The sequence below is a fragment of the Agromyces capsici genome (assembly GCF_058349965.1).
The window spans coordinates 2,349,583-2,367,600 of record NZ_JBYRET010000001.1 but is presented as its reverse complement, the minus strand read 5'-3'; the positions used below and the strand labels follow the sequence as shown (position 1 = coordinate 2,367,600).

At 72.2% G+C, this 18,018-nt stretch carries 17 protein-coding genes, 1 tRNA gene and 1 other RNA gene; 11 read left to right on the top strand and 8 right to left on the bottom strand.

Annotated features, from left to right (window positions below; genetic code table 11):
• Window positions 1-29 precede the first annotated feature (29 nt).
• Window positions 30-1,223: an acetate/propionate family kinase gene (locus tag AC3RKB_RS11110; RefSeq protein ID WP_491436206.1), complete on the bottom strand. Its 1,194-nt coding sequence runs from the start codon at window positions 1,221-1,223 to the stop codon at window positions 30-32.
• The gene (gene pta, locus AC3RKB_RS11105; protein WP_491436205.1) at window positions 1,220-3,400 is read right to left on the bottom strand and encodes a phosphate acetyltransferase; all 2,181 of its coding nucleotides are present in this window, start codon (window positions 3,398-3,400) and stop codon (window positions 1,220-1,222) included. The genes AC3RKB_RS11110 and pta overlap by 4 nt, the downstream gene beginning before the upstream one ends.
• A 130-nt stretch (window positions 3,401-3,530) precedes the next feature.
• Here pta and ffs point away from each other — a divergent pair.
• The 5 genes from ffs (at window position 3,531) to AC3RKB_RS11080 (ending at window position 6,324) form a co-directional block, all read left to right on the top strand.
• Window positions 3,531-3,627: signal recognition particle sRNA small type (ffs, locus tag AC3RKB_RS11100), an RNA gene on the top strand.
• A tRNA-Ser gene (locus tag AC3RKB_RS11095) sits at window positions 3,625-3,712 on the top strand. Before ffs ends, AC3RKB_RS11095 begins: the two co-directional genes overlap by 3 nt.
• A 117-nt stretch (window positions 3,713-3,829) precedes the next feature.
• A complete protein-coding gene (locus AC3RKB_RS11090) occupies window positions 3,830-4,789 on the top strand; it encodes an alpha/beta hydrolase (RefSeq protein ID WP_491436204.1) in 960 nt (319 codons plus the stop codon).
• A 129-nt stretch (window positions 4,790-4,918) separates the two neighbouring features.
• Window positions 4,919-5,494 carry a hypothetical protein gene (locus AC3RKB_RS11085; protein WP_491436203.1) on the top strand — a complete coding sequence of 192 codons (576 nt, stop codon included), beginning with the start codon at window positions 4,919-4,921 and terminating at the stop codon, window positions 5,492-5,494.
• Window positions 5,495-5,793: 299 nt separating this feature from the next.
• Window positions 5,794-6,324: a hypothetical protein gene (locus tag AC3RKB_RS11080; protein WP_491436202.1), complete on the top strand. Its 531-nt coding sequence runs from the start codon at window positions 5,794-5,796 to the stop codon at window positions 6,322-6,324.
• Window positions 6,325-6,381: 57 nt separating this feature from the next.
• Here AC3RKB_RS11080 and AC3RKB_RS11075 read toward each other — a convergent pair whose 3' ends face one another.
• Window positions 6,382-7,041: a GNAT family N-acetyltransferase gene (locus tag AC3RKB_RS11075; RefSeq protein ID WP_491436201.1), complete on the bottom strand. Its 660-nt coding sequence runs from the start codon at window positions 7,039-7,041 to the stop codon at window positions 6,382-6,384.
• On the bottom strand, window positions 7,038-9,011 hold the full coding sequence (locus AC3RKB_RS11070; protein WP_491436200.1) for a helicase HerA-like domain-containing protein: 1,974 nt from the start codon (window positions 9,009-9,011) through the stop codon (window positions 7,038-7,040). The genes AC3RKB_RS11075 and AC3RKB_RS11070 overlap by 4 nt, the downstream gene beginning before the upstream one ends.
• A 50-nt stretch (window positions 9,012-9,061) precedes the next feature.
• Here AC3RKB_RS11070 and AC3RKB_RS11065 point away from each other — a divergent pair, with 50 nt between their 5' ends.
• Window positions 9,062-9,922, top strand: coding sequence for an aminoglycoside phosphotransferase family protein (locus AC3RKB_RS11065; RefSeq protein ID WP_491436199.1), 861 nt, complete (start codon window positions 9,062-9,064; stop codon window positions 9,920-9,922).
• On the opposite strand, the gene AC3RKB_RS11060 is transcribed toward AC3RKB_RS11065, so the two are convergent.
• A complete protein-coding gene (locus tag AC3RKB_RS11060; RefSeq protein WP_491436198.1) occupies window positions 9,915-10,295 on the bottom strand; it encodes a rhodanese-like domain-containing protein in 381 nt (126 codons plus the stop codon). The two genes, AC3RKB_RS11065 and AC3RKB_RS11060, sit on opposite strands and share 8 nt — an antisense overlap.
• Before the next feature lie 44 nt (window positions 10,296-10,339).
• Here AC3RKB_RS11060 and trxA point away from each other — a divergent pair, with 44 nt between their 5' ends.
• The 5 genes from trxA (at window position 10,340) to AC3RKB_RS11035 (ending at window position 13,220) form a co-directional block, all read left to right on the top strand.
• A complete protein-coding gene (gene trxA, locus AC3RKB_RS11055) occupies window positions 10,340-10,720 on the top strand; it encodes a thioredoxin (protein ID WP_491436197.1) in 381 nt (126 codons plus the stop codon).
• Entirely contained in the window at window positions 10,717-10,992 is a 276-nt protein-coding gene (locus AC3RKB_RS11050) for a YgaP family membrane protein (protein WP_491436196.1), read from the top strand. Before trxA ends, AC3RKB_RS11050 begins: the two co-directional genes overlap by 4 nt.
• Window positions 10,993-11,065: 73 nt before the next feature.
• The gene (locus AC3RKB_RS11045; RefSeq protein ID WP_491436195.1) at window positions 11,066-11,938 is read left to right on the top strand and encodes an endonuclease/exonuclease/phosphatase family protein; all 873 of its coding nucleotides are present in this window, start codon (window positions 11,066-11,068) and stop codon (window positions 11,936-11,938) included.
• The gene (locus tag AC3RKB_RS11040) at window positions 11,938-12,579 is read left to right on the top strand and encodes a DUF2238 domain-containing protein (protein WP_491436194.1); all 642 of its coding nucleotides are present in this window, start codon (window positions 11,938-11,940) and stop codon (window positions 12,577-12,579) included. The genes AC3RKB_RS11045 and AC3RKB_RS11040 overlap by 1 nt, the downstream gene beginning before the upstream one ends.
• Window positions 12,579-13,220, top strand: a complete 642-nt coding sequence (locus AC3RKB_RS11035; RefSeq protein WP_491436193.1) for a DUF2238 domain-containing protein — start codon at window positions 12,579-12,581, stop codon at window positions 13,218-13,220. Before AC3RKB_RS11040 ends, AC3RKB_RS11035 begins: the two co-directional genes overlap by 1 nt.
• Here AC3RKB_RS11035 and menC read toward each other — a convergent pair.
• The 3 genes from menC to arfA form a co-directional block, all read right to left on the bottom strand.
• Window positions 13,207-14,502 carry an o-succinylbenzoate synthase gene (menC, locus tag AC3RKB_RS11030; RefSeq protein WP_491436192.1) on the bottom strand — a complete coding sequence of 432 codons (1,296 nt, stop codon included), beginning with the start codon at window positions 14,500-14,502 and terminating at the stop codon, window positions 13,207-13,209. The two genes, AC3RKB_RS11035 and menC, sit on opposite strands and share 14 nt — an antisense overlap.
• Before the next feature lie 342 nt (window positions 14,503-14,844).
• Entirely contained in the window at window positions 14,845-16,113 is a 1,269-nt protein-coding gene (locus AC3RKB_RS11025; RefSeq protein ID WP_491436191.1) for a D-arabinono-1,4-lactone oxidase, read from the bottom strand.
• A gap of 307 nt (window positions 16,114-16,420) precedes the next feature.
• Entirely contained in the window at window positions 16,421-17,932 is a 1,512-nt protein-coding gene (gene arfA / locus AC3RKB_RS11020; RefSeq protein ID WP_491436190.1) for an arabinosylfuranosidase ArfA, read from the bottom strand.
• Between the last annotated feature and the right edge of the window lie 86 nt (window positions 17,933-18,018).

Here is an 18,018-nt window from a genome sequence, read left to right as displayed (position 1 = left end):
GGTGCGCTGAGCGCCGAGCGGATGGCGCGTCAGCGCGCCACGGTCTCCACGGTCTGCCGCGCGATCTCGAGTTCCTCGTTGGTCGGCACGACGAGCACCTCGACCCGCGAGCCGTCGGTCGAGATACTGCGCGCCTCGCGCGAGCGCTCGCCGTTGCGGGCCGCGTCGACCTCGACGCCGAACCCCTCGAGTCCGGCGAGCGACCGCCGGCGCACCTCGGCCGCGTTCTCGCCCACGCCGGCGGTGAACACGATCGCGTCGACCCGCCCGAGCTGGGCGGCGTACGCACCCACGTACGACCGGATGCGGTGGCAGTACACCTCGAGCGCGAGCTCGGCGCGCGCGTCGCCCGACTCGGCCGCCGCGACGAGGTCGCGCATGTCACCGTGGCCGCCGAGGCCCAGGATGCCGCTGCGCTTGTTGAGCAGGTCGTCGACGCCGTCGACGTCGAGCCGCGCCCTCCGCTGCAGGTGCAGCAGCACCGCCGGGTCGAGATCGCCCGAACGCGTGCCCATCACGAGCCCCTCGAGCGGCGTCATCCCCATGCTCGTCTCGACCGAGCGGCCGCCGTCGACCGCGCACGCCGACGCGCCGTTGCCGAGGTGCAGCACGATGAGCTTCAGCTCCTCGACCGGTCGGCCGAGGAAGGCCGCCGCGGCGCGCGAGACGAACCGGTGGGATGTGCCGTGGAACCCGTATCGGCGAACGCGGTTCCGCTCCGCGACATCCCGGTCGATCGCGTAGGTGTACGCCGCGGGCGGCATCGTCTGGTGGAACGCGGTGTCGAACACGGCCACGTGCGGAACCTCGGGGAACGCGCGCTCGGCCGCGACGATGCCCGCGAGGTTCGCCGGGTTGTGCAGGGGCGCGAGCACCGACAGCTCGTCGATGTTGATCTTCACGAGCTCGGTGATGACCGTCGGCTCGAAGAAGCGGGCACCGCCTTGCACGACGCGGTGGCCGACGGCGACCGGCGCGTGCGACTCGAGCGACGGGCCGTGCTCGGCGAAGGCCCGCAGCATCCACGCGAAGGCCGCGTCGTGGTCGGGGATCGCGAGCTCGTCGCGGAACTCCGCGCCCGCGGCATCGGTGTGCGTCGCCCGCCCCTCGGGCTGGCCGATGCGCTCGACCAAGCCGGTCGCGAGCGCCGCGCCCGCCTCGACGTCGACGAGCTGGTACTTGAGCGACGACGAGCCGGAGTTGACGACGAGGACGGCGGTCACGACGCGGCCGTCCGGGCCTGGAGCTGCTCGAGCGGGCCCGCGCCGTGCTCCATGCCGTCGCCGGCCGCCGCCTGGATCGCCGTGATCGCCACCGTGTTCACGATGTCCTGCACGAGCGCGCCGCGCGAGAGGTCGTTGACCGGCTTGTTCAGCCCCTGCAGCACCGGTCCGATCGCGACCGCGCCGGCCGAGCGCTGCACCGCCTTGTACGTGTTGTTGCCCGTGTTGAGATCGGGGAACACGAAGACGGTCGCCCGCCCCGCGACATCGGACTCGGGCATCTTCGTGCGCGCGACCGCCGCATCGGCCGCGGCGTCGTACTGGATCGGCCCCTCGACCGGCAGCTCGGGTGCGCGCTCGCGCACGAGCTCGGTCGCCCGGCGCACCTTGTCGACGTCGGCGCCCGTGCCCGACTCGCCCGTCGAGTACGACAGCATCGCCACGCGCGGCTCGATGCCGAACTGCGCGGCCGTCGCCGCCGACGAGATCGCGATGTCGGCCAGCTGCTCGGCCGTCGGGTCGGGCACGATCGCGCAGTCGCCATACACGAGCACGCGGTCGGCGAGCGCCATGAGGAACACGCTCGAGACCACGTCGACGCCCGGCTTGGTCTTGATGAGCTCGAACGCCGGCCGGATGGTGTGCGCCGTCGTGTGGATCGCGCCCGAGACCATGCCGTCGGCCAGCCCGAGCTCGACCATCATGGTGCCGAAGTACGAGACATCCTGAACCGTGTCGCGGGCCTGCTCGAGCGTGACGCCCTTGTGCGCGCGGCGACGCTGGTACTCGTCGGCGAACCGGTACACGAGCACGTGGTCGTGGTTGGAGAGCACCGTCGCCTTCGAGATGTCGAGGCCCAGGCCGATCGCGCGTGAGCGGATCTCGATCTCCTCGCCGAGGATGGTGAGGTCGGCGACGTCGCGCGCGAGCAGCGTCGCCGCCGCGCGCAGGATGCGGTCGTCGTACCCCTCGGGCAGCACGATGTGCTTGCGCGCCTGCCGAGCCCGCGCGAGCAGGCCGTACTCGAACATCAGCGGCGTGACGACGTCGGTCGTCGCCACGTCGAGGCGGTCGAGCAGCGCCGCACCGTCGACGTGCGTCTCGAACAGGGCCAGCGCCGTGTCGCGCTTGCGCTGCGACTCGGCCGCGAGCCGCCCGCGGGTCGACGTGATCGCGAGCGCCGTGTCGTACGTGGTGAGCTCGGTGCGGATGATCGGCAGGCTCGCCTTGAGGCCCTCGATCAGCCGCTCGACCGTCTCGGACACCGGGAAGCCGCCGTTCAGCACGATGCCCGAGATCGACGGGAAGGTCGCCGACGCGTTCGCCGTCAGCACCCCGAGCAGCACCTCGCTGCGGTCGCCCGGCACGATCACGACCGAGCCCTCGATGAGCCGCGCCAGCACGTTCTCCATCGACATCGCCGCGATGACCACGCCGAGGGCCTCGCGCTCGAGCAGCTCGGGATCGCCGGCGTACAGCGTGCCGCCGACCGCGTGCATCACGCCCCGCATCGACGGTGCGACGAGGTAGGGGTCCTCCGGAATGGCCCAGACGGCGACGGATGGCGCGGGGGCCGCAGATCGCACGGCCTCGATGACCTGGTCGAGCCGGTCGGGATCGGCGCGGTTCGCCACGATGCCGAGGACGGTCGCGTGCTCGCGCTCGAGCTCCTCGATCGCGAGCTCGGTCAGCTGCGCGAGCTCGTCGGGCGTGCGCGCGTCGGTGTAGCCGAGGCGCTCGCTCGCTCCGCGGCCGTGCGGCACGCGGCCGCCGACGGCGAGCAGCACGGGCGCCCCCAGGTTCGCCGCGATGCGCGCGTTGAACGCCAGCTCGGTGGGGCTGCCGACATCGGTGTAGTCGGACCCGATGACCACCACCACGTCGCACCGCGACTCGACCGCCTTGAACCGCCGAACGATCGTCGCGAGCGCCGCCTCGGGATCGGCGTGCACGTCTTCGTACGTCACCCCGATCGCGTCGTCGTAGCCGAGGTCGATGACGCCGTCGTGCGCGAGCAGCAGCTCGAGGACGTAGTCGCGCTCCTCGGTCGAACGAGCGATCGGTCGGAACACCCCGACGCGGGTCGCGCGCCGACTCAGCGTGTCGACCGTGCCGAGGGCGACGGTGGACTTGCCGGTGTTGCCTTCCGCGGAGCAGATGTAGATGCTGTGCGCCACGTCCGCCAGCCTATTGGCCGGGTCGGACGCCTCGCTGGGAATCCCGGGCGAGTGCGGCGGGCGCCGCGAGCGAGCGGATGTCGCGGACGGCGCGCGGTTCGCGAGGGTCGCGCGCTCGGGTAGACTGACGGACGGCTCCTCGCGTGGCGCCATCCAGGCCAACTCCCCCAGGGCGGAAACGCAGCAAGGGTAACCGGGCTCTGGCGGGTGCGCGAGGGGTCCCAGGAGGATTCGCCTAGTGGCCTATGGCGCACGCTTGGAAAGCGTGTTGGGTGAAAGCCCTCGGGGGTTCGAATCCCCCATCCTCCGCCAAGAAACACCGGGTGACGCGCAGAGCCTCCACCGGGGTTCGAATCCCCCATCCTCCGCGGAATGCGAATGAGCGCCGCGCCCGAAGGGTGCGGCGCTCATTCGCATCACTGGAGGACCATGGACACCGCCGACACCCGCGCTCGTCGCGGCGCGCTCGACTGGGCGACCCTCGCGCTCGGGGCGGCGGGCGTGCTCGTCGTCGCGTGGGTCTGCCTCACGAGCTGGGGAGCGATCGTGCACGGGCATCCCCTCTACGCGGTGTGGCTCACGGTGACGCTCGTCGCCTCGGTCTTCACCGGAGTCATCGGCCTCCGGGGCGGCATGCGCCCCGGGCCGTGGCGGCTCGCGTTGCGGATCCTCGCCATCGTGGCCGGCGCGGGTTGGCTCGCACTCACCGCCTGGCTGCGTCCGTATTCCGCCGTCGAGCCCGCACTCGCGGCGATGCGATCCGACGCGGCCGTCACGGTCACCGAGACCGCCACCGAGATCGTGTTCGCACCGACATCCGGCGCGGATGACACCGGCGTCTTCTTCCAGCCCGGCGCGCTCGTCGACCCGCGCGCGTACGCCGCCGTGCTCCGTCCGCTGGCCGAGGCGGGGCATACCGTCGTCATCCCGAAGCAGCCGTTGGGGATCGCCTTCCTCGCGGTCGGTGCCTTCGACGACGCGCGGTCGGAATTCACCGACGTCGCCGGATGGGTCGTCGGCGGGCATTCGCTCGGCGGCACGGTCGCAGCCCTCGACGCCGACAGCGCCGACGAGGATGCCACGTCACCGTCGATCGGCCTCCTCCTCTACGCGTCCTATCCCGCGGACGACCTCAGCACGTCGCTGCAGGCACCGGTGCTCTCGATCTCCGGCTCGGAGGACGGCCTTGCCACTCCGGCGAAGATCGACGCCTCGCGCGCCGACCTCCCCGACGACGCTCGATTCGTGCAGGTCGACGGCGCCTCGCACGCCCAGTTCGGTTCCTACGGTCCGCAAGCGGGTGATGGCACTCCGACCATCAGCGACGACGACGCCCGCTCGCAGATCAGCGACGCAACGCTGACGTTCGTCTCCGCGCTCGAGGACTGATCCACCACCAGCGGAAAACACCCCCGAACGGGCGTGGCCGCCGGCGCCTGGATCCGCAAGGATTCGCGCAGCCCGGCCCGCAGCGCAGCGGAGCGCCCCTCTCGCCTCGCCGCGCGAGAAGGGGGAAGCATGTCCGCATCAGCCCGCCGCCGCAGCGCCATCGCCGCCGGAGCCGCCGTCGCGCTCGCCGCATCGGTGCTCGCCGCCTCGCCCGCGACCGCCCGCCCGCTCGAGAACGTCACGTTCACCGAAGAGGAGTCCTTCACGGACGACAACTTCTGCGATGCCGGCGTGGCAGTGGACATCGCGATCACGCGCGAAGTCCACGTTCTCTTCAACTCCCGCAAGCCCGGAACGGCACCGTACTGGAAGGCCAACTACGCGGTCGACGTGGTCTACACGGGCGAGAACGGCGTCGTCACCGAGCATGGCCGCGGAATCGACAAGGACCTCAAGATCACGGTCAACGACGACGGGACGATGACGATCCTGGTCCTCGCCACGGGCAACACCACGGTGTACGACGAGTCGGGCAAGGCGATCGCGCGCAACCCGGGCCAGGTCCGCTACGAGGTGCTCATCGACTACGGCGAGGACGTCGCCGATCCGTCGGATGACACGTTCATCACGTTCCTCGGCCTGGTCAAGGGCTCGACCGGACGGTCCGACGACTTCTGCGAGGCGGTGCTGCCCATCGTCGGCTGATCCGCCCGTGAGCGCGCACGCGCGCGCTCATCGAGTGGGCGATCCTGGCGGGCTCGCGCGGAGCGCGACCGCCAGGATCGCCCACTCGATGGCGAGGCACCGGCGCGTGAAGCGGAACCCGCTGTCCGCACGCGCATCCGCGCCGCCGGCGCAAGTCCCCCTTAATGCCGAATGGCGGTGCCGACGGCATCGGCGAATCATGGATTCCGATGTCAGCGGCAGCAGCGGTGAAGTTCGGGAGTGGGGACGCAGGGGGCTCCCGCACCGTTGCTGCGTCGACAGGCGGCAGGGGCCTCAGGGTGCACACGCTGAGGCCCCGCCGCACTCTCGCGAGGACCATCGGCCTGCCGCTGCTCGCGCTCGCACTCCCGCTGCTCGTCACGCTCGCGTGGGTGATGCGCCCGCTCGGGCCCGCGGCCGTGGCCGCGTCGGTCCTGATCGCGACCGCGCTCGGCATGCTCGCGCTCGTCGCGTGGGTGCGCTACCAGCGCACGGAGGCCACGGTGAGCCCGCACGGCATCGTCGAGCGGGGCTTCCTCGGCCGCATGCACAGCGTCGCGCGCCGCGACATCGCCGGCGTGCTCCGCCTCGACACCTACCGCGGCGACACGCTCGAGACGGCGCGGCAGCTGTTCGTCATCGACCACGACGGCCGCTGCGTGTTCCGCATGCGCGGCACGTTCTGGGACGACGCGTCGATGGACCTCGTCTCCGACATCCTCGGCGTCGACGAGGTGGTGCGCCCCGAGCCGGTCACCCTGGCGGAGCTGCGGTCGACCGACCCGAGGCTCCTGTACTGGTTCGAGGGTCGCGGGCTGCACCGTCGCTGACGGCACCTTCGCCGACGAGCGCCTCGCCGAAGGGCGGGCGGATGTCGCGACCCGCGCTCAGCGCGTCGCGATGCCGAGCAGCGGAGCGTCGGGCCGGCTCGAGGGCAGCTCGTGGAACCCGAGCCGCTCGTAGAACGCGCGCGCACCGGTGTTCGCCGGATCGAACCCGAGGTGCACGGCCGGCACGCCGCGTTCGGCGAGCGCCGCTCGCAGCGCGTCGATGAGGCGGCGGCCGAGCCCCTTGCCCTGATGCTCGGGCAGCAGGTCGATGTGCAGGTGCGCGGGGTACGCGTCGAGCTCGGCGATCCGCATCCGCTCGGGGTCGCCGCCGTCGGCGATGAGCTGCGCCTCGGTGTACGCGGGCTCGTACGCCGTGGGCGGGCCCGGCATCGGATGTCGCGCGCGGAAGCCCGGCGCCCACTCGCGTGCGTACCAGTCGATGAAGGCGGCCGTATCGGCGACGCCGAGCACGTAGCCGCCGATGCCGCCGCCCCCGGCGTCCACCACGAACGCGAGCTCGGGCGCGTACTCGACGTACGGCAGTGCGTACACCTCGGGCATGAGCGCATCGTCGCTGTAGAGCCCCGTCGCGTCGCCGCCTCCGGCGGCCGTCAGCAGGCAGATGCGCGCGATCGCGTCGCGGTCGGCCGCGCGGTAGGGGCGGATGACGGGCGCCCGCGCCCCGTCGTCGGACGCCGGCCCCGCGGCCTCCGTCATCGCCGCTTCGCCATGCCGAAGAGGCCGGTGAGCACCTGGCCGATGACCTTCTGGGTCTGCTTCGAGCCGAGCACCTGCTCGAGCGCCGAACGCTCGGGCGTGCGCGACCGCGACCGCGAGGTGCCGGAGGTCCGCTTCATCATGCGGTCGTACTCAGCCTGCGCCTTCTTCTCTGCCTTCTCCTGGTCGGCGCGGATCTTGGCCTGCATCTTCTCGTACTCGGCCTCGGCCTCGGCCCGCGCCTTCGCGGCCTCCTCGGCGTCGGCCGCGGCTGCGGCATCCGCCATCCGCTTCGTCAGCAGCTCGTGCGCCGACTCGCGGTCGATCGCGGTGCCGTACTTCGCCATCAGGGGGGATGCCGCGACGGCGGCGTCGATCGCGGCGTCGGCGCTCGGCGACATCGACGCCTGGGGTGCGCGCAGCCGCGTCCACGCGACGGGGCTCGGCGCGCCCTTCTCGTTCATGACGGTCACGATCGCCTCGCCCGTGCCGAGCACGGTGAGCGTCTCCTCGAGATCGTAGCCCGAGTTCGGGTAGGTCGAGACCGTCGCGCGCAGCGCCTTCGCGTCGTCGGGCGTGAACGCGCGCAGCTGGTGCTGCACGCGCGAGCCGAGCTGGGCGAGCACGTCGCCCGGCAGGTCCTTCGGCGTCTGCGTCACGAAGAACACGCCGACGCCCTTCGAGCGGATGAGGCGCACGGTCTGCACGACCTGCGCGAGGAAGTCCTCGGAGGCGCCGTTGAAGAGCAGGTGCGCCTCATCGAAGAAGAAGACGAGCTTGGGCTTGTCGAGGTCGCCGACCTCGGGCAGGCCGCCGTACAGGTCGGCGAGCAGCCACATGAGGAACGTCGAGTACAGCGCGGGCTTGTCGGCGACGCCCGGCACCTCGAGCAGGCTGATGACCCCGCGCCCGTCGGCGGCGGTGCGGAGGAACTCGGCCGTGTCGATCTCGGGTTCGCCGAAGAACACGTCGGCGCCCTGGTCGGCGAAGGTGATGAGCTCGCGCAGGATGACGCCCACGGTGGCCTTCGACAGGCCGCCGAGCCCCTCGAGCTCGCCCTTGCCCTCGTCGCTCACGAGGTACGCGAGCACCGCGCGCAGGTCGTCGAGGTCGAGCAGCGCGAGCCCGTTCCTGTTCGCGTAGTGGAAGACGAGCCCGAGGCTCGACTCCTGCGTCTCGTTGAGGCCGAGCACCTTGCTGAGCAGGAGCGGGCCGAAGCCCGAGATCGTGGCGCGGATCGGCACGCCGCGGCCGACGCCGCCGAGCGAGAAGAACTCGGTCGGGAAGCTCGCGGCGCTCCACGCCTGCCCGATCCCCTCGGTGCGCGCCAGGAGCTTCTCGCTCGACGCGCCCGGCGTCGCGACGCCCGAGAGGTCGCCCTTGATGTCGGCAGCGAAGACCGCGACGCCGTTCGCGGCGAGCTGCTCGGCGAGCACCTGCAGCGTGCGCGTCTTGCCCGTTCCGGTCGCGCCCGCGACGAGGCCGTGGCGGTTGGTCATGGCGAGCGGGATGCGCACGGGCACCTCGGGCATCGCCTCGCCGTTGACGAGCGCGCCCATCTCGAGCGCGGCGCCCTCGAACGCGTAGCCGGCCCGGATGCGCTCGACGTCGTCGGCGCCGAGCGGGCCGTGTGCGGGTGTCGCAGAACCGGGTTGCGGGGCCGGGTTTCGAGACGCGTCCGGCTCCGCCGGGCGCTCCTCAACCCGCACAGGCGCATCCGGCTCCGCCGGGCGCTCCTCAACCCGCACAGGCGCATCCGGCTCCGCCGGGCGCTCCTCACCCCGCACAGACGCGTCCGGCTCCGCCGGGGGCTCCTCGACCTGCACGGCGGCCTCGGCCGCGGCCTTCGCGAGCGCCGCCGCCTCCTCGGCCTTTCGGATCGCCTCCTGCGCCTGCTGCTGCAGCGCCTCGGCCGCCGCCGCGGCGGCCGCGGCCGCCTCCTGTGCCCGCTTCACCGCGTCATCCGACATGGGGCCGATCCTATCCACGGCGTGCGAGGTCGACCGGAATACTGGAGCGGATGAGCGATCTCGGACCCGTCGACCCCGGACACGCCGCCGACCTGGCCTGGCTGCGGCGGTGGCGGCTCCACCTCGAGGGCGACGTCTTCACGACCGCGACGAGCACGCTCATCCCGGTCCGCACCGAGGACGACGCCCCTGCGATGCTCAAGCTCGCGCACGTCCACGAGGAGGAACGCGCCGTCGACCTGCTCGCCGCGCTCGACGGGCACGGCGCGGCGCGCGTGCTGCGCCGCGACGGCGGAGCCGTGCTGATCGAGCGCGCGACCGGCCCGCGAGACCTGGTCGAGATGGTTCGCCAGGGCGGGCGCGCCGACGACGAGGCGACCCGCATCCTCTGCTCGGTCGGCCGGCGCCTGCACGCTGAGACGGAGCGCGTGCTGGGCCTGCCCGCGCCGCCCGAGCTCATCGACCTCGAGACGTGGTTCCGCCAGCTCTTCGCGAACGCCGACCGGCTCGGGCCGCTGCATCGCGCGGGTGCGTCGGTCGCCCGGCGGCTGCTCGACGAGTCGCACGACCCGGTGATCCTGCACGGCGACCTGCACCACGCCAACGTGCTCGACTTCGGCGAGCGCGGCTGGCTCGCGATCGACCCCAAGGGGCTGATCGGCGACGCCGAGTTCGACGTGTGCAACGTGCTGTGCAACCCGCACGAGCGCGCGCTCGTCCCCGGGCGACTGGCCCGTCAGTTCGAGGTCGTGGTCGATGCGACGGGCTTCGCGCCGCGCCAGCTGCGCGACTGGCTGGTCGCGTGGTGCGCCCTGTCGTCGACGTGGTTCCTGCTCGACGGCGACGAGGAACGGGCGGAGGTCGTCGCGCGCATCGGCGAGCTCGCGGCGGGGCTCGACGGCATCAGTTGACGATCAGCAGCCCCGTGGCATCCGCGGCCTGCTGCATCGAGCCGGCGTCGGTGACGTCGAGGCCTGCGCCGTCCATGAGCGCGGTCGCCTGCGCCGAGCGGTTGCCCGACTTGCAGTAGACGACGTACTCGGCGTCGTCGTCGAGCGCGGGGATCTCGGCGGCGAGCTGCCCCGAGGTGAGATCGAGGTTGACGGCGCCGTCGAGGTGGCCGGCGGCGTACTCGGCGGGCGTGCGGACGTCGACGACGACCGTGTCGGAGGAGAGCTCGATGGGCTCGGCGGCGGCGCAGCCGGTGAGGGCGAGCGCGGCGGCGCCGGTGGCGGCGACGAGGGCGGTGCGGATGGCGCGGGGGCGTCGGAACAGGGTCTGCATGCGGTCGATAATACCCCAGGGGTATTGTCTGGTAGAATCGAGGCATGGCTTCCGTGAACATCACCCACGACACGATCGAGAGCACCGTCAAGGACAACGACATCGTGCTCCTCGACTTCTGGGCCGAGTGGTGCGGCCCGTGCCGCATGTTCGGCCCCATCTTCGAGCGCGCGTCGGAGCAGCACACCGATGTCGTCTTCGGCAAGGTCGACACCGAGGCCGAGCAGGCGCTCGCCGCGGGATTCCGCATCACCTCGATCCCGACGCTCGTCGTCTTCCGCCAGGGCATCATCGTCTTCGCACAGCCCGGCGCGCTGAACGGCGCCCAGCTCGAGCAGGTCATCGAGGGCGCGAAGGCGCTCGACATGGACGACGTGCGACGCCAGATCGCGGAGCAGCAGGCGGCTGCGGCGCCGCAGGCGTGAGCCGGCTCGCCCGGTCGCTCAGCGCGCGCTCCTGCGCCGTGAGCCGCGGCGAGCGCGGCATCCGCGCGGTGATCGCCGTCTTCCTCGCCGCATTCGCGCTGAACAACCTCGACAACCTCTGGTGCGCCATCCCTGCGGGGATCTGCGCCACCTTCCTCGCCATCGGCGCGATCACCGGATGGTGCCCCACCGACCTGCTCGCGCGCACCCCCGCCACGACCGAGCCGAACGCGCTCGGCTACCCCGAGGCGCGGCAGCCGCTGGCGCCCTGAGCGCGCGCGGCGGCGCGGCGACGACGGGCCGACGGTCCCTCGACCGGGGCGCGGCCGCGCGTACGCTGGCGGTATGACGGATGCCGCGCTCATCGGTCCGGTCGGAGCCCCCGACCTACACGTGATGACGTTCAACATCCGCCGCCGCGTGCCCCGCTACCGCACGGGCAGCCCCGACGACTGGGGGCACCGGCGGCCATTGGTTCGCCGGCTGCTCACCATCGAGCAGCCGACCCTCCTCGGGGTGCAGGAGGCGCTCGCCGACCAGGTCCAGAGCATCGCCGACGGGCTCGGCGACCGGTATCGATGGGTCGGCACCGGACGCGATCCATCCGGCCGCGGCGAGCGCTGCCCGATCTACTACGACGCGACGCGGCTCGAGCTCACCGCGTGGCGCCAGCTGGCGCTCTCGGCGACCCCCGACCTGCACGGCTCCCGCTCGTGGGGCAACGTGACCCGGCGCATCCTCGTCACGGCCGAGTTCACCGACCTCGAGACCGGCGCCCGCCTCATGGCGTTCAACACCCACCTCGACCACATCTCGTGGCGCTCGCGGCTGCACTCGGCGCGGATGATCGCGCGACTCGCGCAGGCGGCCCGGACCGCCGACCCCGCCGCAGCCGTCGTCGTCACCGGCGACCTCAACGCCGACGAGCAGTCCGCGGTGCACCGGAACCTTATGAACGACGGCCTCCGCGACGTCTGGGATGAGGCCGACGAGCGGATCACGCCCCAGTGGGGCACCTATTCGGGATATCGTCGGCGCAGGGTCGGCGGGCGGCGCATCGACCACATCCTCGTCGACGACGGGGTCGAGGTGCTGCAGGCCGGCATCAACGCCATGAGATTCGACGGGAACGCGCCATCCGACCACGAACCGGTCCAGGCGGTGCTGCGGCACCGGCGGGCCGGCGGCGGCCAGGCGTCGACGGAAGGACATGGATGATGCACGAGATGCTCGCGAACCTGCGCCGGCGCCCGAACGGGCCCGCCGAGCTCGTCGCCGACGGCCTGCGCGTCATCGCGCTCGTGTGCATCGTCGTGGCCGGCATCGGCTGGGGCCCGGTGGGAGCGGTGAGCCTCGCGCTCGTCAGCGGCGGGATGCTGATCCCGCGGGCGCTCGACGTGCGACCCGCGTTCGACATCATCTTCGGGGTCATCGCCCTCGTGTCGGTGTGGAGCAGCGTGACCGACCTGTACGTGACCGTGAAGTGGTGGGACCTGCCCATGCACTTCCTCATGAACGGGCTCGCCGCGGCGATCGCCTACGTGCTGTTCGATCGGCTCCGCATCGTCGCGGATGCCGAGACGCTCCCGCGCCCCACGCTCTCGCGCACGATCGTGACCACGTCCGTGGGGCTGGCGTTCGGCGCCGTCTGGGAGATGTGGGAGTGGTTCGGCAAGACCTTCATCGACGACGAGATCTACGTCGGCTACACCGACTCCATCGGCGACCTCGTGCTCGGCGGCCTCGGCTCGCTGCTGGCGGGGCTCTCGCTCACCGTGCTCATGGCGCGGCCGCACCGCGCGGCGATGCCCGCGGCGGTCGCGACCTCCGAGGAGCCGCCGGCGCAGCCGGTCGCCTGATGCGCGAACTCCTGGCCAACCTGCGTCGGCGCCCGCGAGGGACGGCCGAACTGGTCGCCGACGGCCTGCGCCTGCTCGGCGTTGCAAGCATCGCCCTCGCCGGGCTCGGCTGGGGCATGAAGGGCGTGTCCAGCTTCGCCGTCGTGAGCGTCGCCATGCTGCTGCCCCGCGCGCTCGGCGTCCGCCCGGCCCTCGATATCTCCTACGGCGTCATCGCGCTCGTGTCGACGTGGAGCAGCGTGACCGACTTCTACAGCGTGGTGCTGTGGTGGGACGACGTCATGCACTTCGCGATGACCGGGATCGCCGCGGCGACCTGCTACATCCTCCTCGTGCGCCTCCGGCTCGTGGCGGATGTCGCGACCCAGCCGCGCCCGCTGCTCTCGTATGCGGTTCTCACGACGACGATCGGCGCCGCCCTCTCGGCGGCCTGGGAGATGTTCGAGTGGTTCACCACGACGTTCCTCGACCCCGCGACCGTCCTCACCTACCAGGACACTGTCACGGACATGGTTCTCGGCACGCTCGGGTCGCTCGTCGCGGGCCTGCTGCTCCCCGTGCTCGCCGCGAATCCGCGCACGACCGAGTCGCCGGCGGGCGGTGAGGGGCCTCCCGCACGAGGGCGCGTCAGCCCGCGCTGATCGTGACCGGTGGGCTGCTCGCCCAGTCGCGCACGAGCTCCTCGCGCACGTGCACGCCCGTGCCCGCGCCATCCGGAACCCGCAACTGCCCGCGGTGCTCGCCGGTGCCCAGCACGAACGGCTCGGTGAGGTCCTCGGCGAAGTAGCGCGCCGACGCCGATGTGTCGCCCGGCAGCACGAACCCCGGCAGTGCCGCGAGCGCGACGTTCGCCGCGCGCCCGACGCCCGTCTCGAGCATGCCGCCGCACCAGACCGGCACCTCGCGGTCGCGGCACGCATCGTGCACGCGCAGCGCCTCGAGGTAGCCGCCCATCCGACCCGGCTTGATGTTCACGATGCTCGTCGCGCCGCGCTCGATCGCGTCGACCGCGGTGGTCACGTCGAGGATCGACTCGTCGAGGCAGATCGGCGTCGACGCCGCCTCGGCGAGCCGCACGTGCGTCGCGAGGTCCTCCTCGGCGAACGGCTGCTCGATGAGCAGCAGCTCGAACGGGTCGAGGCCCGCGAGCAGCGGGATGTCGTCGGCCGTGTAGGCGGTGTTCGCGTCGACCTGCAGCATCGCGTCGCGGCCGAGCAGCTCGCGCACCGCGCCGACGGGCACGAGGTCCCAGCCGGGCTTGATCTTCAGCTTGATGCGGCGGTAACCCTCCTCGACGTAGCCCGTGACCTCGTCGAGCAGCTCCTCGAGCGTCGGCGCGATGCCGACCGAGACGCCGCAGTCGACCCATTCGCGCGCGGCGCCGAAGCACTCCCCCATCGAACGCCCCTGCGCGCGCAGTTCGGCGTCGAGCACCGCGGCCTCGAGCGCACCCTTGGCCATGCGGTGCCCGGCGACGAAGGCCAGGGTCGGGGCGACGCATGCCGCGAGCGGAACGCTCGCGATCGACGCCGCCGCACCGCCCCCTGCGACCTGCGCCCGCCGATCCGCCATGTGCTGCTCGCGGTCGTCGACGAAGATGCCGGCGGCGTGCGCGGGATCCTCGATGAGCACGCCCGACACGTGGCCGTCGTCGTCCACGACGTGGTGCGCCGGAGCCCGCAGCAACGCCGGAGCGAGGTAGCGCTCGATGACGGATGCCGCGCCGGCGACGTACTCGCCGGAGTAGAAGGGGTCGCGACCGGCGACGCACTCGCCCCATCCGTCGCCCTGATCGGTGCGCACGCGTACGAGGAGCACCTCGCGCGCCGTCTCGCGGCCGAACGACGTCTCGAACGGCCGAACGAGCGGTACCTCGAGCCGGTGCAGCTCGATCGCCTCGATGCGTGGCGGGGTCTCGGTCATCGCGCCTCCCGGGCTTCGTCGTCGCCACCAGTCTGGCGCAGCGCGCGCGGCACGTCAGGGTCGAACGGCCGTCCGGGGCGCCGGGCGCACTGGCGCGGCCGCGGCCCTGGCCACGGCCCTGGCCACGGCCACGGCCCTGGTGCCGAGAAGTCGCAGATGCACGGAACGACCCGCCGAACGCGACGTCTCGATCCACGGGCCGACCCGGGGCAACGCGACGCCGCTGCCGCGCGCGAACGGTGTCCCATCGAAACGTCGCAGATGCACGGTACGACCCGCCGAACGCGACTTCTCGATTCGCCCCGGGTGGAGCGGGCGAGCGCGGAGACGGATCGCCACGCGTCAGAGGCCGAGGCGGGCGAGGTACGCGTTGCGGAGGCGGCCTGCGGGGTCGAGGCGGGCGCGCAGCGCGGCGAAGTCGTCGAAGCGCGGGTAGCGGCCGCGCACCTCGTCGCCGGGCAGCGTGAAGAGCTTGCCCCAGTGCGGGCGGGCCGTCGCCGGCAGCGCCGCCTCCAGCGAAGGCAGCAGCGCCTCGACGGCCGGCTGGTCGCGCACCCAGGTGAAGTGCAGGCCGACGACGTCGGTGCGGTACGCGGGGCTCAGCCAGAGCGTGTCGGCGGCGACCGTGCGCACCTCGCACACCTGCAGCAGCGGCGCGATGCGCGCGGCGAGCGCGCGCACCGCCTCGATCGCGGCGACCGCGTCGCTGGGCGGCACGAGGTACTCCGACTGCAGCTCCTCGCCGGCCGACGGCGTGAACTCGAGGCGGAAGTGCGGCAGCCGCTCGTACCACGGGCCCGGTTCACCGAGTTGCGCCGTGCAGGCGTCGGCGGGCAGCCCCAGAATCGGATGCCGCGGCACCGACGCCGGCCGCGCGCCGAGGCGTTGCACGATCGCGCGACGGCGCTCCGCGACATCCGCTTCGAAGGGCAGCCGCTGCTTGACCCAGAGTTGGTCGGCCGTCTCGGTGTCGGACCAGCGCGTGAAGATGCTGACGCTCGTGCCGAGCGACGTGGTCGCGTCGAGGTCGGCGAGGATCGCGTCCCATCGCGGCGCCTCGAACACGGTCTGCGCCACGTCGTAGGTCGGTTCGACGTCGAGCTCGACCGCCACGACGACGCCGAACGCGCCGAGGTGCACGACCGCGCCGTCGAAGTCGGCGTCGCCGCGTGCGAACGACACGTGCTCGCCGCCGGGCGTGAGGAACGCGACCGCGCGCACGGCCGAGGCGAGCGAGCCGATGCGGTCGCCCGATCCGTGCGTGCCGGTCGCAGTCGCGCCTGCGACCGAGATGTGCGGCAGCGACGCCAGGTTCGCGAGCGCGAGCCCACGTTCCTGGAGGCGGGGGGCGAGGTCGCCGTAACGGATGCCGCCGCTCACCCGCACCGCGCCGGGCCCGCTGCCCGCGTCGACCTCGACCGGCAGCCGGTCGGTCGCGATGAGCGTGCCGTCGGTGTCGGCGAGGTCGTTGAACGTGTGCCGCGTGCCCAGCACGCGCACGGGACCAGGGCCGGCGAGCGCGTCGCGCAGTTCGTCGATCGACGCGGGGTGCACGATGCGCTCCGCCTGGTACTCGAGGTTGCCCGCCCAGTTGCGGCCCGCTGCGCTCATGTCGTCGATCCTCTCGTGATTCGCGCGTCGGTGTGCGCGCTCGGGGTCAGCGCGCGGGATGCCTGCGTCTCGGAACGCACCTCCGAGGGCGACGGATGCCGCGACCGCGGCCCGCACGTGGGTGCGGGGGGTCGCGGCATCCGGGTTCGTCGCGGGGACCGGGTCTCGAGACGCGCCTCCGGCGCTCCTCGACCCTCACGGGGACGCGCCTCCGGCGCTCCTCGACCCTCACGGGGACGCGCCTGCGGCGCCCCTCGACCCTCACCGGAGGACGCGCCTCCGGCGCTCCTCGACCCTCCGGGGCGGCTCAGCCGAGCGAGATCGCCGTCCAGGACACCGGCGGGAGCGTGACGGTGAGCTCGCCGCCGTCGATCGCCGCCGACTCGTTCGCGCGCGGCGCGACCCGCTCGGGCTCGGCGAGCGTGTTCTTCGCGTACACGTCGTCGTCGGCGATCGTGTGCGTCTCGAGCACCGAGACCTCGCCGAGCGAGCCGAGGTCGATCGTGAGCGTCACGGGCTCCGAGACGCTGCGGTTCACGAGGAACACCGCGGTCCGCCCGGTCTCCGCGTCGTGCGTCGCGACCGCGTCGACGAGCGGCACCTCGCCGTACGCCTTCGTCGAGTACGTGGGCGCGTCGAGCTTGAGCTCGAGCGCGTCGCCCTGGGCAAGGCGCGAGGTGATCGAGAACGGGAAGAACGTGGTCTGCCGCCATGCGGGCCCGCCGGGCTCGGTCATGATCGGCGCGATCACGTTCACGAGCTGCGCGAGCGAGGCGCTGGTGACACGGTCGGCGTGCTTGATGAGCGAGATCATGAGGTTGCCGAACACGACCGCGTCGGCGACCGAGTAGATGTCCTCGAGCAGGCGCGGCGCGACCGGCCAGTTGTCGATCCCCTCGATCTTGTCGACGCCGTGGAAGCGCTCGATGTACCAGACGTTCCACTCGTCGAACGAGATGTTCACGGTCTTCGAGCTGCCCAGCACGGCCTTCACGTGGTCGGCCGTCGCGACGACCGTCTCGATGAAGCCGTCCATGTCGACCGCCGAGGCGAGGAACGAGCCCAGGTCGCCGTCGCGCTCCTCGTAGTACGCGTGGCACGAGATGTAGTCGACGTCCTCGTACGTGTGCGTGAGCACCACGCGCTCCCACTCGCCGAACGTCGGCATGTGCGCGCTCGACGAGCCGCACACCACGAGCTCGACCGACGGGTCGAGCTGGCGCATGGCCTTCGCGGTCTGCGACGCGATCTTGCCGTAATCGTCGGCCGAGCGGTGCCCGAGCTGCCACGGGCCGTCCATCTCGTTGCCGAGGCACCACATCTTCACGCCGAACGCGTCGGTGCGCCCGTTGTCGATGCGCTGCTGCGACAGCGTCGTACCGCCGGCGATGTTCGCGTACTCGAGCAGGTCGAGCGCCTCGAGCGTGCCGCGCGTGCCGAGGTTCACGGCGAGCATGAGGTCGCTGCCGACCTTCTCGAGCCAGTCGCCGAACTCGTGCAGCCCCACCTCGTTGGTCTCGGTCGAGTGCCAGGCGAGGTCGAGCCGGCGGGGACGCCGGTCGCGCGGGCCGACGGAGTCCTCCCAGCGGAAGCCCGAGACGAAGTTGCCGCCCGGGTAGCGGATGGTCGAGACGCCGAGCTCCTTCACGAGGTCGATGACGTCCTGGCGGAAGCCGTCGGCATCCGCGGTCGGGTGCCCGGGCTCGAAGATGCCGTCGTAGACGTGCCGGCCGAGGTGTTCGACGAAGCCGCCGAAGACGTTCCGCTGGATGCGTCCGATGGCGAAGTGGGGATCGATGGTGAGGCGTGCGCTGGGCATGTGGTGCTTCCTGTGCGTGATGGCCGTGCGGCCGCGTGGTCGTGGGTCGTGATGGTGGCCGGATGTCGCGGGCGCGACATCCACTC

Excerpts from the sequence above, each read along its gene's own strand:
- trxA (WP_491436197.1), top strand. The coding sequence starts at position 10,340 with ATGGCTTCCGTGAACATCACCCACGACACGATCGAGAGCACCGTCAAG.
- AC3RKB_RS11045 (WP_491436195.1), top strand. The coding sequence starts at position 11,066 with ATGACGGATGCCGCGCTCATCGGTCCGGTCGGAGCCCCCGACCTACAC.
- AC3RKB_RS11070 (WP_491436200.1), bottom strand. The coding sequence starts at position 9,011 with ATGTCGGATGACGCGGTGAAGCGGGCACAGGAGGCGGCCGCGGCCGCC.
- arfA (WP_491436190.1), bottom strand. The coding sequence starts at position 17,932 with ATGCCCAGCGCACGCCTCACCATCGATCCCCACTTCGCCATCGGACGC.
- AC3RKB_RS11025 (WP_491436191.1), bottom strand. The coding sequence starts at position 16,113 with ATGAGCGCAGCGGGCCGCAACTGGGCGGGCAACCTCGAGTACCAGGCG.
- AC3RKB_RS11060 (WP_491436198.1), bottom strand. The coding sequence starts at position 10,295 with ATGCAGACCCTGTTCCGACGCCCCCGCGCCATCCGCACCGCCCTCGTC.
- AC3RKB_RS11075 (WP_491436201.1), bottom strand. The coding sequence starts at position 7,041 with ATGACGGAGGCCGCGGGGCCGGCGTCCGACGACGGGGCGCGGGCGCCC.
- AC3RKB_RS11035 (WP_491436193.1), top strand. The coding sequence starts at position 12,579 with ATGCGCGAACTCCTGGCCAACCTGCGTCGGCGCCCGCGAGGGACGGCC.
- AC3RKB_RS11085 (WP_491436203.1), top strand. The coding sequence starts at position 4,919 with ATGTCCGCATCAGCCCGCCGCCGCAGCGCCATCGCCGCCGGAGCCGCC.
- AC3RKB_RS11065 (WP_491436199.1), top strand. The coding sequence starts at position 9,062 with ATGAGCGATCTCGGACCCGTCGACCCCGGACACGCCGCCGACCTGGCC.
- AC3RKB_RS11090 (WP_491436204.1), top strand. The coding sequence starts at position 3,830 with ATGGACACCGCCGACACCCGCGCTCGTCGCGGCGCGCTCGACTGGGCG.
- AC3RKB_RS11040 (WP_491436194.1), top strand. The coding sequence starts at position 11,938 with ATGCACGAGATGCTCGCGAACCTGCGCCGGCGCCCGAACGGGCCCGCC.
- menC (WP_491436192.1), bottom strand. The coding sequence starts at position 14,502 with ATGACCGAGACCCCGCCACGCATCGAGGCGATCGAGCTGCACCGGCTC.